Raw genomic sequence first — 13,169 nt, forward strand, 5'->3', positions numbered from 1 at the left:
TTGATCTGTGGCCAAATGGATTCCGAGCTCCCTCGCTTCGCTCAGGCCCCGGAATGACGGGATGAACTATCGAGGCGCAACGCTAGCCGTCGTTACGCTGGTCGAACTTCGTGCGCGCGGCCTCGATCTGATCCAGATGCTCCTTCGCCCATTTGCCGAGCGCCTCGACGGGGCGCGATAGGCCGCGGCCGAGATCGGTCAGCTCATAATCCACCCGCGGCGGGATGGTCGGAAAGATCGTGCGCGTGACGAGGCCGTCGCGCTCGAGGCCGCGCAGCGTCAGGGTCAACATCCGCTGCGAGATGCCGTTGATCATGCGCTTGAGCTCGTTGAAGCGCTTTGGCCCGTCGCTCAGCATCATGATGACGAACACGCTCCATTTGTCGCCGACGCGGGACAGCACGGAGGCGACCCCACGGCAGTCCGCATGGTTGGGGTCCGGCATCGGCCTGGTATCCAGCCTCGGATTTGGCCGCGGCGGTGCGGGCAATTCAGTGTGCGCAGGTTTCAATGATGTGCCCATGGCTCAAAAAAGTGCGTTCTTGCGGGGACTTCGACAGTCACTCATGTAGCTCTGGTTACAAACTTATACCAGGGTGACCCCACATGAAACTCCTCCATATCGACTCCAGCGTGCTCGGCCCCCACTCCGTCAGCCGGCAGGTTTCCGGCGCCATCGTCGACCGGCTCCGGCAGGCGACGCCCTCGCTTCAGGTGGTCTATCGCGATCTGAGCCAGACTCCGCTCGCCCACCTCTCCGGCTCGCATCTGGCGGCCGCGCAAGGCGCCCCCGCGCCGGCGGAACTCGGGCCCGACCTTGCCGCAAGCGCGGCGGCGCTGGAGGAGTTCCTGGCCGCCGACATCGTCGTGATCGGCGCGCCCATGTACAATTTCACCATTCCGAGCCAGCTCAAGGCCTGGATCGACCGTATCCTGGTGGCGGGGAAGACTTTTAGGTACGGCGCGGCCGGGCCGGAGGGACTCGCCGGCAGCAAACGCGTGATCGTGGCCATCTCGCGCGGCGGCCACTACGGCGCAGAGACGCCTTACGCAGCCGGCGAGCATCTCGAAACCTACCTGCGCTGGGTGTTCGGCTTCATGGGTATCACCAGCGTCGAATTCATCCCGGCCGACGGCATCCAACTCGGGCCGGAGCACCGCGAGAAGGCGATCGCTGGTGCGCTCCAATCGGCAACAAGCCTGAGCGCGGCCTAGCCGCAGCTAACACTTCGGGCGCAACGCGAATGTTGCGCCCGAGCAGGTTCGCTTGATTGATCAGCCGCGATAGATCGGCGCGCCGCTCGGCGAGGCCACCGCGCCGCCGTCGACGAAGATTTCCTGGCCCTGCACATGCGCGGAATCGTCGGAGGCGAGGAACAGCACCGTCTTCGCCACGTGATCGGTTTCACCGATGCGGCCGAGCGGCGTCGACAGTGCGATCCGCTTCTCGAACGCCTTCTCGGCTTCCGGCGTCGCGGTCGCAGGCCCCCAGATCGGGGTGCGGATCGCACCCGGCGCGACCACGTTGACGCGGATGCCGCGCGGCGACAGTTCTGAAGCCATGATCCGCGCCATCGCCCGCACGCCGGCCTTCGCCGCGCCATAGGCCGAGTAGCCGGGAATGCCGAGCACCGAGATTACCGAGCCGTTGAGGATGATCGAGGCGTTGTCGTTGAGATGGGGCAGCGCGGATTGAACGGTGAAGAACACGCCGGTCAGATTGGTGCTGATCACCTTTTCGAATATCTCTGGTGTCGCCGATCCCAGCGGTGTGCCGCCGGCGATGCCGGCATTGGCGAACACGATGTCGAACTTGCCGAACTTCTCTGCGCCCTGCTTGATCGCAGCTTCCGTCGCCGCGATGTCCGTCGCGTCGGCTGGCAGCGCGAGCGCGTTCGGCCCGAGCTCCTTCGCGGCCGCCGCCAGCGTCTCCTTGTTGCGCCCGGTGATCACCACCTTGGCGCCCTCGGCCACGAACAGTTTTGCCGTCGCCAGCCCGATGCCGCTATTGCCGCCGGTGATCAGCGCCGTCTTGTCCTTCAGTCTCACGCTCGCCTCCAGTAGTTGCATAATGAACTACCTTGCCATCTAGGCCATCTAGTTTTATGATGCAACCACACAAGCGCGTGATCGGCGCTGGCGGCGTGTGAATGCGAAAGGACGAACGATGGTGAAACGGACGAGCTTCGAGGGTGATGCCTGCCCGATCGCGCGGTCGCTGGAGGCGCTCGGCGACTGGTGGTCGCTCTTGATCATCCGCGAGGCGCTGTTCGGCGTCCGCCGCTTCGGCGAGTTTCAGAACAAGCTCGGCATGGCCAAGAACATCCTGGCGGCGCGGCTGCGATCGCTGGTCGACCACGGCATTCTCGAAACCGCCCCCGCCTCCGACGGCAGTGCCTATCAGGAATATGTGCTGACGCCGAAGGGCCGCGGCACTTTCCCGATCCTGGTCGCGCTGCGGCAGTGGAGCGAGGAGTTCGACGACCGCCCCGAGGAGATTGCGACGATGCTGGTCGATCGCGAGAAGGGCCGTCCGGTGAAGAAGCTGGAAATGCGTGCCGATGATGGGCGGCTGCTCAGCCCGGCCGACACCACGCTAAAGCCGCGGCCGGCACCGCGACGCAAGTCGGCGTGAAAGTCCCAAGTGGTACCCCACCGCCATCACGACAGCTTGCGCTTGGTCCGTAGCCGCAGGTGCTCGTCGGCCTCGAGCTTGGTCATGCCTAAGAGATAATGCAGCACGTCCAGCTTGTGGCGCTCGGCCAGCTTGCGTAAGGCCCCGGTCTGCTCGGCGATGAAGGCCACGGCCTCGTCGGCACCGCCCTCCCCCGGTTCCTCGTGACGCGTGCCCCCCGGCGCGCCGGATCCGGCGCGCGCCCGTTTTTTTCCTGGCTTGGTCACCAGTACCCCACCCGAATCCATGCCCCGACAGGACATTACGCCCACATCAACCGCAACTCCAAGGTGGTATTCTGCAACTTTTTCGATATGAAACTTTTCCCATTGCGGCGCCTTTCAACACCCCACGATTTGACAGGGGGCCGCTCACCACCCATGTTCGGGTCGAAACGGCCGACCCGAGTCCTTTCGTTTTCGGCCCAAGATTTTCCCGTAAGCCACTGGAACTAAATGAATATCGTCATTGTGGAGTCGCCGGCGAAAGCCAAGACGATCAACAAATATCTGGGCTCGTCCTATGAGGTTCTGGCCTCGTTCGGCCATGTCCGCGATCTCCCGGCGAAGAACGGTTCCGTCGATCCCGACGCCAATTTCAAGATGATCTGGGAGGTCGACCCCAAGGCGGCCGGCCGGCTCAACGATATCGCGAAGTCGCTGAAGGGCGCCGACCGCCTGATTCTCGCCACCGACCCCGATCGCGAGGGCGAAGCCATCTCCTGGCACGTGCTCGAGGTAATGAAGGAGAAGCGCGCGCTGAAGGATCAGAAGATCGAGCGCGTGGTGTTCAACGCCATCACCAAGCAGGCCGTCTCGGAGGCGATGAAGCATCCGCGCGAGATCGACGGCGCTCTGGTCGACGCCTACATGGCGCGCCGTGCACTCGACTATCTGGTCGGCTTCACCCTCTCCCCCGTGCTGTGGCGCAAGCTGCCGGGCGCCCGCTCGGCCGGCCGCGTGCAGTCGGTGGCGCTGCGCCTCGTCTGCGACCGCGAGCTCGAGATCGAGAAGTTCGTAGCCCGCGAATATTGGTCGCTGATCGCGACCCTGCTCACCCCGCGGGGCGATGCCTTCGAGGCCCGCCTCGTCGGCGCCGACGGCAAGAAGATCCAGCGCCTCGACATCGGCACCGGCGCGGAAGCCGAAGACTTCAAGAAGGCGCTGGAACTGGCGACTTACGCCGTCACCGCGGTCGATGCCAAGCCGGCCCGTCGCAATCCGCAGGCGCCCTTCACCACCTCGACGCTGCAGCAGGAAGCCAGCCGCAAATACGGCTTTGCGCCGGCGCATACGATGCGCATCGCCCAGCGTCTTTATGAGGGCATCGACATCGGTGGCGAGACCACCGGACTCATTACTTATATGCGTACCGACGGCGTACAGATCGCCCCCGAGGCGATCACCCAGGCGCGCAAGGTGATCGGCGAGGATTACGGCAACGCCTACGTGCCGGATAGCCCGCGCCAGTACCAGGCCAAGGCCAAGAACGCCCAGGAAGCGCACGAAGCGATCCGCCCGACCGACCTCTCGCGCCGCCCCGACAGCATGAGCCGCAAGCTCGATGCCGATCAGGCCAAGCTGTATGAGCTGATCTGGAAGCGCACCATCGCGAGCCAGATGGAATCCGCCGAGCTCGAGCGGACCACCGTCGACATCACGGCGAAGGCAGGCTCCCGCACATTGGAGCTGCGCGCCACCGGCCAGGTCGTCAAGTTCGACGGCTTCCTCGCGCTCTACCAGGAAGGCCGCGACGACGAGGAGGACGAGGATTCCCGCCGCCTGCCCGCGATGAGCCAGGGCGAGGCCGTGAAGCGACAGAGCCTGTCCGTCACCCAGCATTTCACCGAGCCGCCGCCGCGCTTCTCGGAAGCATCGCTCGTGAAGCGCATGGAAGAGCTCGGCATCGGCCGGCCCTCGACCTATGCCTCGATCCTCCAGGTCCTGAAGGACCGCGGCTACGTCAAGCTGGAGAAGAAGCGTTTGCACGGCGAGGACAAGGGCCGCGTCGTGGTCGCCTTCCTCGAAAGCTTTTTTGCCCGCTATGTCGAGTACGACTTTACGGCGAGCCTCGAAGAACAGCTCGACCGCATCTCCAACAACGAGATCTCCTGGCAGCAGGTTCTGAAGGACTTTTGGACCGGCTTCATCGGCGCCGTCGACGACATCAAGGAGCTGCGCGTCGCCCAGGTGCTCGACGTGCTCGATGACATGCTGGGCCAGCACATCTATCCGCCCCGCGCCGATGGCGGCGATATCAGGCAGTGCCCGAACTGCGGCACCGGCCGGCTGAACCTCAAGGCCGGCAAGTTCGGCGCCTTCGTCGGCTGCTCGAACTATCCGGAATGCCGCTACACCCGTCAGCTCGCCGCCGATGGCGAGGCGACTGCTGACCGTTCGCTCGGCCAGGATCCCGACACGGGTCGCGATGTCTGGGTCAAGGCCGGCCGCTTCGGCCCCTATATCCAGCTCGGCGAGCAGAAGGATTATGAGGAAGGCGAGAAGCCCAAGCGCGCCGGCATTCCGAAGGGCACCTCGCCCAGCGACGTCGATCTCGAGCTTGCGCTGAAGCTGCTGTCGCTGCCGCGCGAGATCGGCAAGCATCCGGAGACCGGCCAGCCGATCACCGCGGGCCTCGGCCGCTTCGGACCGTTCGTGAAGCACGAGAAGACCTATGCGAGCTTAGAGGCCGGCGACGAGGTGTTCGACATCGGCCTCAATCGTGCGGTGACGCTGATCGCGGAGAAGGTTGCCAAGGGCCCGAGCCGCCGCTTCGGCGCCGATCCCGGCAAGGCGCTCGGCGATCATCCGACGCTTGGCACCGTCACCGTGAAGAGCGGCCGTTACGGCGCCTATGTCACCGCGGGCGGCGTCAACGCGACCATCCCGGCCGAGTTCGAGAAGGACACCATCACGCTGCCGCAGGCGATCGCGCTGATCGATGAGCGCGCCGCCAAGGGTGGCGGCAAGGGCGGCGGCAAGGCCAAGAAGGCGGCGAAGCCGGCCAAGGCCAAGAAAGCGTCAGAGAAGGCTGCGGACGGCGAGGACGCCGCACCGAAGCCGAAGAAGCCGGCTGCGAAGAAAGCCGCGGCCAAATCCAAATCCGAATCCACCAGCAAGGCGCGCGCCGCCGTGCCGTCGACCGCAAAGACGTCGCCGACCAAGGCAGCCGCCACCAAGGCTCCGGCCAAGAAGAGTGCCGGCAAGACCTGAGATCAAGAATTAGAGGTTAAGTGAAACCAAAGAAAGACCGTGGCTTTCCCGACAGGCAAGCCATCGTCGCCTTCATCAAGGCAAATCCAGGAAAGGTCGGGACTCGCGACATCGCGCGCGAGTTCGGCCTGAAGAACGCCGATCGCGCCGAGCTCAGGCGCATGCTGCGCGAGCTCGCCGACGACGGCACCATCAAGAAGAAGCGCCACAAGGTCTCCGAGCCGGACGCGCTGCCGCCGACGCTGCTCGCCGACATCACCGGCCGCGACTCCGATGGCGAATTGATCGCCTCCCCCGCCGAATGGGACGAGGTCGAGAACGGCGAGCCGCCAAAGATCCTCATCGAGATGCCGCGCCGGCCGAGGCCCGGCACCGCCGCCGGCGTCGGCGACCGCGCGCTGCTGCGCGTCGAGCGCAGCGATGACGATGAAGGTCCCGCCTATCGCGGCCGCATCATCAAGGTCATCGACAAGGCCAAGAGCCGCATCCTCGGCGTCTTCCGCAGCCTGCCCGAGGGCGGCGGACGGCTCGTCCCCGTCGACAAGAAGTTCGCCGACCGCGAGCTGAACATCGCGAGGACCGATACGGGCGGCGCTGAGGATGGCGACCTCGTCAGCGTCGACATCGTCCGCACCCGCGGCTTTGGCCTCGCCTCCGGCCGGGTGAAAGAAAAGCTCGGCTCGGTCAAGTCGGAAAAGGCGATCAGCCTGATCGCGATCTACGCCCACGACATCCCCTTGCAATTCTCCTCCGCCGCCGAGCGCGAGGCGGAAGCGGCGGAGCCGGCCAATCTGAAAGGCCGCGAGGACTGGCGCGACGTCCCGCTCGTCACCATCGATCCGCCCGACGCCAAGGATCACGACGACGCGGTGCATGCCGAGCCCGATCCGGATCCCAACAACAAGGGCGGCTTCATCGTCAACGTCGCCATCGCCGATGTCAGCTTCTACGTGCGGCCGGGCACAGCGCTCGACCGCGACGCGCTCGACCGCGGCAACTCGGTCTATTTCCCGGACCGCGTCGTGCCGATGCTGCCCGAGCGCATCTCCAACAATCTCTGCTCGCTGGTGCCCGGCGAGCCGCGCGGCGCGCTGGCGGTGCGCATGGTGCTCGGCCCCGACGGCCGCAAGCGCTCGCACAGTTTTCATCGCATCCTGATGCGGTCGGCCGCCAAGCTCGCTTACGCGCAAGCGCAGGCCGCGATCGACGGCCGGCCTGATGACACCACCGGCCCCCTGCTCGATCCGATCCTGAGGCCGCTCTATGCCGCCTATGCCTGCGCCAAGCGCGCGCGTGACGAGCGTGATCCGCTCAATCTCGATCTGCCCGAGCGCAAGATCCTCCTGAAGAGCGACGGCACCGTGGATCGCGTCGTGGTCCCCGAGCGTCTCGATGCGCACAAGCTGATCGAGGAGTTCATGATCCTCGCCAACGTCGCCGCAGCGGAGACATTGGAGAAGAAATCTCTGCCGCTGATCTACCGCGTGCACGACGAGCCGACCTTGGAGAAGGTTCACGCGCTCGCGGAATTCCTGGAGACGCTGGACGTTCCCTTCGCCAAGTCCGGCGCGCTCCGCCCGACCACGTTCAACCGTGTGCTGGCTCAGCTTGAAGGCCACGACTATTACCCGCTGGTGAGCGAGGTCGTGCTGCGCGCGCAGGCGCAGGCCGAATATTCCTCAGAGAATTACGGTCACTTCGGCCTGAACCTGCGCCGCTATGCGCATTTCACCTCGCCGATCCGCCGCTATGCCGACCTCGTCGTGCACCGCGCGCTGGTACGTGCGCTTGGCCTTGGCGAAGGCGCCCTGCCCGACAGCGAGACGCCGGAAAGCCTGAGCGAAGTCGCCGCGCATATCTCGCTGACCGAGCGGCGCGCCATGAAGGCGGAGCGCGAGACCGTCGACCGCCTGATCGCCCATCACCTCGCCGACCGCATCGGCGCCAGCTTCCAGGGCCGCGTCTCCGGCGTCACCCGCGCCGGCCTGTTCGTGAAGCTCAGCGAGACCGGCGCTGACGGGCTGATCCCGATCCGATCCCTCGGCACGGAATATTTCAACTATGACGAAAGCCGCCATGCCCTCGTCGGCACGCGCAGCGGCACCATGTACCAGCTCGGCGACGTCGTCGACGTCCGCCTAATCGAGGCCGCTCCCATCGCGGGCGCGCTGCGTTTCGAGCTGCTGTCGTCCGAGACCGACAGCGGCCCGCGCCAGCGCAGGCCGCTCCGTCCGCAGCGCAAATCGTCCAAGCCGCAGCCCGGACGCAGCCCGGAGCGAAAACGCAAGCCGGAGAAGAAAAAGTCCGGCAAGGGAAGGAAGGCCAAAGGAAAGAACAAGGGTAAGGGCAAGAAGGGCAAGGCATGGTGACGATGAGCACGGCACCAAAGATCTGGACGCACGAGAACGGTCTCGTCGAGAAGCGCGACGTCTGGTCAGCAATGAAGCGCGGCTTCCGCGGCCGCTGCCCGCGCTGCGGCGAAGGCAAGCTGTTCCGCGCCTTCCTGAAGACCGCCGACCATTGCGCCAAATGCGGCCTCGACTTCACCCCGCATCGCGCCGACGATCTGCCTGCCTATCTCGTCATCGTCATCGTCGGCCACATCGTGGTGCCGGCCATCCTCTGGATCGAGACCAATTATTCGACGCCGGTCTGGCTCAGCTTCGCAGCCTATCTGCCCTTCACCTTCGTCGCCTCGCTCGCGCTGCTGCAGCCCGTGAAGGGAGCTGTGGTCGGCTTGCAATGGGCTCTGCGCATGCACGGGTTTGACGACAACCCTCCCGATGGTATTCCGCCTGTGTAAACACGTAAAAGAACAGTTCGGGTGAGGACATGACCGATATTTCGCAGGCCGAGGAGAAGACCAGGGTTCACGAGGAGAAGGAAGCCGATCATCATCCTTACTTCCGCCCGAAGGATGCGGCGACGCTGATCCTGGTCGACCGCAGCGGCGCCATTCCGAAAGTGCTGGTCGGCAAGCGCCACGACAAGGTGGTGTTCATGCCGGGAAAATTCGTCTTCCCGGGCGGGCGCGTCGACAAGGCCGATTATCGCGTGCCCTGCGCCGCGCCCATCACCGCCGAACTGGAAGCCAATCTCGCCAAGGGCAGCCCGAAGACGCCGGCCTCGCGCGCGAAATCGCTCGCCATTGCCGCCATCCGCGAAGCCTGCGAGGAGACCGGCCTCTGCCTCGGCCGCAAGGCCGAAGGCAAAGTGCCGAAGCTCGAAGGTCCCTGGCAGCCGTTCGCGGATGCGGGCCTGCTGCCTGATCCCTCCAGCCTGTTCCTGATCGCGCGCGCGATCACCCCGCCCGGCCGCGTCAAGCGCTTCGACACGCGTTTCTTCACCGCCGATGCCTCCGCGATCACCCACCGCGTCGAAGGCGTGATCCATGCCGATGCGGAGCTGGTCGAATTGGTCTGGGTCGAGCTCGGCTCAAAACCGCTCGCCGATCTGCATCCGATGACGCGCAACGTGCTCAACGAGCTCGACACCCGCCTTGCCACCGGTCCGCTCCGCCACGACGCGCCGGTGCCGTTCTTCCACTTCTACGCCGGCAAGATGCAGAAAGACGTCTTGAGCTAGTTGGCGCGCTGGGGCGTAGTTCGATCAAGTCTATCCTCCGTCATTCCGGGGTGCGCCTCTTGGCGCGAGCCCGGAATCCATACTCCGGATGGTGGTTATGGATTCCGGGCTCGCCGCTCCGCGTCGCCCCGGAATGACGTGCTGAGAGAGCTACGAAAAACAAAAAATTCTTCCCGCCGCCCCCGATGGCGGAGTTCCCCTTCATGCCTATGTCATTCCCCAGCGTCACCAAGAAGGACACCGGGCGATGGCACAAAGGCAACTCAAGCTTGGCGCGTTCATGCGCCCGATCAGCATCCACACCGGCGCCTGGCGCTATCCCGGGGCTTGGCCCCACGCGAATTTCAATTTCGGCCATATCAAGACGCTGATCCGAAAGCTCGAGGCCGGCAAGTTTGACGCCTTCTTCATGGCCGATCACCTCGCCGTCCTGAACATGCCGATCAACGCGCTCAAGCGCAGCCACACCGTGACCTCGTTCGAGCCGTTCACCCTGCTGTCGGCTTTGTCAGCCGTGACCGAGCGCATCGGCCTGATCGCGACCGGCTCGACCACGTTCGACGAGCCCTATCACGTCGCGCGCCGCTTCGCCTCGCTCGACCATCTCAGCGGCGGCCGCGCCGGCTGGAACATCGTCACCACCTCGAACCCGGACGCGGCGCTGAATTTCGGCCTCGACGATCACATGGAGCACGCCGAGCGCTACAAGCGCGCTCGCGAGTTCTACGACGTCGTTACCGGCCTGTGGGACTCCTTCGCCGACGATGCCTTCGTACGCGACGTCGAGAGCGGGCTGTTCTTCGATCCCGCCAGGATGCACACCCTCGACCACAAGGGCAAATACTTCAAAGTGCGCGGCCCCCTCAATATCGCCCGCCCCGTGCAAGGCTGGCCCCTGATCGTGCAGGCCGGCGCCTCCGACGACGGCAAGCAGCTCGCCGCCGAGACCGCGGAAGCGGTGTTCACCGGCGGCGGCAGCCTCGCCGACGGCCAGAAACTCTATGCCGACATCAAAGGCCGCATGGAGAAGATCGGCCGTGACCCCGAGCACCTGAAGATCCTCCCCGGTGCCTTCGTCGTTGTGGGCGACAGTGTCGATGAGGCCAAGGAGAAGCGCGCTTTGCTCGACAGCCGCGTGCACTACGACAGCGCCATTGCCTCGCTCTCCGTCATCCTGGGCACCGATGCCTCCGGCTTCGATCCCGATGGGCCGCTTCCCGAGATTCCCGAGACCAATGCCAGCAAGAGCGGCCGGCAGCGCCTGGTCGATCTCGCCGCCCGCGAGAAGCTCACCGTGCGCCAGCTCGCCCAGCGCGTCGGCGGCTATGGCGGCCTGTCCTTCGTCGGCACCGCCAAGACCATCGCCGACCAGATGGAGGAATGGCTGGTCGGTCGCGGCTCCGACGGCTTCAACATCATGTTCCCGTTCCTGCCTGCCGGCCTCGACGATTTCGTCGACAAGGTGGTCCCGGAGCTGCAGAAGCGCGGGATTTTCCGCAAAGAGTACGAAGGGCCCACTTTGAGGGAGAATCTGGGCCTGCCGCGGCCGAAAAACCGGTTCTTTGAGGCCTAATGGGCCCGATTTGAGCGGTTTCCGCCGCCTGAAACCTTGACTTCCCGCCGTTTCTGACTAGGTTGCCGGCCAACGCGGGCCGTTTGGCCGGCTCCAGATTCCCCTGATATTCTGAGGTTCAGAACATGGCCAAAGCGGTCACCATCAAGGTCAAGCTCGTGTCCTCCGCCGACACCGGCTTCTACTACGTTGCCAAGAAGAATTCGCGCACCATGACCGACAAGCTGGTCAAGAAGAAGTACGACCCGGTCGCGCGCAAGCACGTCGAATTCCGCGAAGCCAAGATCAAGTAAGATCGCGGCGTAGCGCGCTAAGGATTTTTGCGGGGCCCTTGCGGGCCCCGTTGTCGTTTCGGCTCGCGTGTCCCTGCTCATGTACCCTGCTACCCAGCGCTGCGCTGCTTAGCGCAGCGAAGCAAATCCGGACCGGCTCTGCGAGATCACACTGGGACACTCCGGCGTGACGAGAGGAACTCGCTTGAGTCGTGGTTGTTGAGCCAGCATCGTCAAGCGGCTATCTTTCGGAGCGAACCTCTTGCGTTGCCGCTCAACTGACTTGATGGGAGAATCGCATGCGCATCGCTCTGCTCATTGTCGTTATGGTCATCGGATTTTCTTCCGCAGCAAACGCTCAGTATGACTATCCCTGGTGCGTATTTGGCGGAGGGCTCGGCGCTTCCGGAGACTGCATGTATTCGACGCGGGAACAGTGCCTGGCCTCGGCATCCGGGCGATCGAACACCTATTGCGATGTGAACCCGCGCGTGAGGTTCAAGCAGCACGCTCCGCAGCGGCCGCGCTGATCATGATGCGCGCGCTTGCCTGTCTGCTCTTCGTCCTGATCACCATGTCCGCGCCCGGTCCAGCGGCAGCGCAGCGGTTCGGCGGCAATTTTCCGGTATGTCTGCAGGAGTGGGAATGGGGCGGCGGCACCTACATCTCTTGCCAGTATCGTTCATTTGACGAATGCAGAGCCAGCGCGGCGGGCCGTTCGGCGATGTGCCTGGAAAACCCATATGTGCAGCGGGCGTCCCCTCCAGGCCGCAGCGCGCGTCCCCGGTAGGGCTAGAGCATGATCGGCCCGTGACGAGCGCCGATCCAGCCATCATTCCGTGCCGTCCGGCCTGCCCCGCAACGTCGACCTTCTCGGTTGAATCCCCTACATGAAACCCGGATTGCGCGGGAAATAGCTACCCCAATCTCCGAATGGTCGATTTGACATCAGCAGCATCGGGAACGTCAGCCGCATCCCGTGGTCGATTGCCGCCTTGAGCGCCGGCTCGCTCGCGCCCGGCACAAAAGCCGAAATGGCCGGACAATCGCTCTGTGCCGCGAACGACAACGCAGCGGCGAAAGCGGACTCAACCAGATCTGGCCTGTGGACTGCAAGCGGACCAATGTGTCCACCCGAAATGTAGACGTACCCGACGCACTCATTGCCGGCGTGGATGGTGAATCCGCGCGTCGTGCTGTCGCCAAGGAGAAATCGATGATGCTTCTCCCTGGAAACGCCGACTGCGCTGACATCGATCTGCGCCAGCCTGTCGTATGGGATCGCGTCGGCCGTGAGAGATTCAAGACGGAGCCGCGGCGCAGCCAACCGTGGCGCCAGGCGGTCACGAGGGACGCTGACCATGTAGATCGGAAAGCGCGGGAACAGTCCGTGGCGGATGTAGAGGCCTTGAGATACGTTGTTGAACGTGAAGGTGATCAGTGCCTTGATGGGTGCTCCGCGCATTTCTGCATGCGCGAATGCCTTGTTGATGAGTTGATTGCCGATGCCGTCGCTCTGACGATCAGGCGCGACGAACAATTGGGCCAGGAACCAAAGCTCGCCACAGACCCAACTCCACGCGAAGCCGACTATTTCTCCGTCGTCATCGGCCACCCATAAGCCCTCGGGATCATCCGCGAGCGAGAAGGCCTGAAAATTCGGCGGACGAGAGGATGCCATCTTCCCGAACCCCCGCCGTTCGGTTAGCTCATTGATGCTGGCGACCACGATGTCATCGGCCTGCTTCAAGTCGTCGATGCGAGCGGGCCTGCACACGACCGCCATTCTCTAGTCCCTCCCGGGCGTCAGCTCGCCCCGCCCACGATGCATCGGGTCGCGGCTTAGTTTCTAC

Annotated in this window: 14 protein-coding genes; 10 read left to right on the forward strand and 4 right to left on the reverse strand. The window is 64.5% G+C overall.

Translation table 11 applies throughout. The features are described from left to right. Positions 1-82: 82 nt before the first annotated feature. Complete coding sequence (locus I6F09_RS03890; protein ID WP_109143507.1) at positions 83-523, reverse strand: helix-turn-helix domain-containing protein; 441 nt, start codon at positions 521-523, stop codon at positions 83-85. A gap of 83 nt (positions 524-606) precedes the next feature. Here I6F09_RS03890 and I6F09_RS03895 point away from each other — a divergent pair, with 83 nt between their 5' ends. Further along, a complete protein-coding gene (locus I6F09_RS03895) occupies positions 607-1,215 on the forward strand; it encodes an NAD(P)H-dependent oxidoreductase (protein WP_225187495.1) in 609 nt (202 codons plus the stop codon). 60 nt (positions 1,216-1,275) lie between these two features. On the opposite strand, the gene I6F09_RS03900 is transcribed toward I6F09_RS03895, so the two are convergent. Beyond that, positions 1,276-2,049 carry an SDR family oxidoreductase gene (locus tag I6F09_RS03900; protein ID WP_225187496.1) on the reverse strand — a complete coding sequence of 258 codons (774 nt, stop codon included), beginning with the start codon at positions 2,047-2,049 and terminating at the stop codon, positions 1,276-1,278. A 118-nt stretch (positions 2,050-2,167) separates the two neighbouring features. Here I6F09_RS03900 and I6F09_RS03905 point away from each other — a divergent pair, with 118 nt between their 5' ends. Further along, on the forward strand, positions 2,168-2,635 hold the full coding sequence (locus I6F09_RS03905; protein WP_225187497.1) for a helix-turn-helix domain-containing protein: 468 nt from the start codon (positions 2,168-2,170) through the stop codon (positions 2,633-2,635). A 26-nt stretch (positions 2,636-2,661) separates the two neighbouring features. Here I6F09_RS03905 and I6F09_RS03910 read toward each other — a convergent pair whose 3' ends face one another. After that, positions 2,662-2,901 (reverse strand): hypothetical protein, encoded by a 240-nt coding sequence (locus tag I6F09_RS03910; protein ID WP_036025554.1) that lies wholly within the window; start codon positions 2,899-2,901, stop codon positions 2,662-2,664. 228 nt (positions 2,902-3,129) lie between these two features. On the opposite strand from I6F09_RS03910, the gene topA reads away from it, so the two are divergent. The 8 genes from topA to I6F09_RS03950 all read left to right on the forward strand — a co-directional run bounded on the left by topA (position 3,130) and on the right by I6F09_RS03950 (position 12,106). Beyond that, positions 3,130-5,886, forward strand: a complete 2,757-nt coding sequence (gene topA, locus I6F09_RS03915) for a type I DNA topoisomerase (protein ID WP_225148407.1) — start codon at positions 3,130-3,132, stop codon at positions 5,884-5,886. A 20-nt stretch (positions 5,887-5,906) separates the two neighbouring features. After that, positions 5,907-8,255 (forward strand): ribonuclease R, encoded by a 2,349-nt coding sequence (gene rnr / locus I6F09_RS03920; protein ID WP_225187498.1) that lies wholly within the window; start codon positions 5,907-5,909, stop codon positions 8,253-8,255. Then, the gene (locus tag I6F09_RS03925) at positions 8,249-8,689 is read left to right on the forward strand and encodes a DUF983 domain-containing protein (RefSeq protein WP_225187499.1); all 441 of its coding nucleotides are present in this window, start codon (positions 8,249-8,251) and stop codon (positions 8,687-8,689) included. The genes rnr and I6F09_RS03925 overlap by 7 nt, the downstream gene beginning before the upstream one ends. Positions 8,690-8,718: 29 nt before the next feature. Then, positions 8,719-9,471, forward strand: a complete 753-nt coding sequence (locus I6F09_RS03930; RefSeq protein WP_036015119.1) for an NUDIX domain-containing protein — start codon at positions 8,719-8,721, stop codon at positions 9,469-9,471. Positions 9,472-9,718: 247 nt separating this feature from the next. Continuing rightward, entirely contained in the window at positions 9,719-11,044 is a 1,326-nt protein-coding gene (locus I6F09_RS03935; RefSeq protein ID WP_225125079.1) for an LLM class flavin-dependent oxidoreductase, read from the forward strand. Positions 11,045-11,169: 125 nt separating this feature from the next. Next, positions 11,170-11,337 (forward strand): 50S ribosomal protein L33, encoded by a 168-nt coding sequence (gene rpmG, locus I6F09_RS03940; RefSeq protein ID WP_007603295.1) that lies wholly within the window; start codon positions 11,170-11,172, stop codon positions 11,335-11,337. Positions 11,338-11,615: 278 nt separating this feature from the next. After that, complete coding sequence (locus I6F09_RS03945; RefSeq protein WP_074448008.1) at positions 11,616-11,846, forward strand: DUF3551 domain-containing protein; 231 nt, start codon at positions 11,616-11,618, stop codon at positions 11,844-11,846. Between the two features lie 5 nt (positions 11,847-11,851). Beyond that, a complete protein-coding gene (locus tag I6F09_RS03950; protein WP_225157015.1) occupies positions 11,852-12,106 on the forward strand; it encodes a DUF3551 domain-containing protein in 255 nt (84 codons plus the stop codon). A 96-nt stretch (positions 12,107-12,202) separates the two neighbouring features. On the opposite strand, the gene I6F09_RS03955 is transcribed toward I6F09_RS03950, so the two are convergent. Then, positions 12,203-13,102 (reverse strand): GNAT family N-acetyltransferase, encoded by a 900-nt coding sequence (locus tag I6F09_RS03955; RefSeq protein ID WP_036015145.1) that lies wholly within the window; start codon positions 13,100-13,102, stop codon positions 12,203-12,205. Between the last annotated feature and the right edge of the window lie 67 nt (positions 13,103-13,169).

The sequence above is a fragment of the Bradyrhizobium sp. IC3195 genome (assembly GCF_020193585.1).
GTDB lineage: Bacteria > Pseudomonadota > Alphaproteobacteria > Rhizobiales > Xanthobacteraceae > Bradyrhizobium > Bradyrhizobium yuanmingense.

Bases quoted from the DNA above. Each gene is read 5' to 3' on its own strand.
- I6F09_RS03955 (WP_036015145.1), bottom strand. From the start codon at position 13,102: ATGGCGGTCGTGTGCAGGCCCGCTCGCATCGACGACTTGAAGCAGGCC.
- I6F09_RS03935 (WP_225125079.1), top strand. From the start codon at position 9,719: ATGGCACAAAGGCAACTCAAGCTTGGCGCGTTCATGCGCCCGATCAGC.
- I6F09_RS03905 (WP_225187497.1), top strand. From the start codon at position 2,168: ATGGTGAAACGGACGAGCTTCGAGGGTGATGCCTGCCCGATCGCGCGG.
- rpmG (WP_007603295.1), top strand. From the start codon at position 11,170: ATGGCCAAAGCGGTCACCATCAAGGTCAAGCTCGTGTCCTCCGCCGAC.
- I6F09_RS03925 (WP_225187499.1), top strand. From the start codon at position 8,249: ATGGTGACGATGAGCACGGCACCAAAGATCTGGACGCACGAGAACGGT.
- I6F09_RS03950 (WP_225157015.1), top strand. From the start codon at position 11,852: ATGCGCGCGCTTGCCTGTCTGCTCTTCGTCCTGATCACCATGTCCGCG.
- topA (WP_225148407.1), top strand. From the start codon at position 3,130: ATGAATATCGTCATTGTGGAGTCGCCGGCGAAAGCCAAGACGATCAAC.
- I6F09_RS03890 (WP_109143507.1), bottom strand. From the start codon at position 523: ATGGGCACATCATTGAAACCTGCGCACACTGAATTGCCCGCACCGCCG.
- I6F09_RS03930 (WP_036015119.1), top strand. From the start codon at position 8,719: ATGACCGATATTTCGCAGGCCGAGGAGAAGACCAGGGTTCACGAGGAG.
- I6F09_RS03895 (WP_225187495.1), top strand. From the start codon at position 607: ATGAAACTCCTCCATATCGACTCCAGCGTGCTCGGCCCCCACTCCGTC.
- I6F09_RS03945 (WP_074448008.1), top strand. From the start codon at position 11,616: ATGCGCATCGCTCTGCTCATTGTCGTTATGGTCATCGGATTTTCTTCC.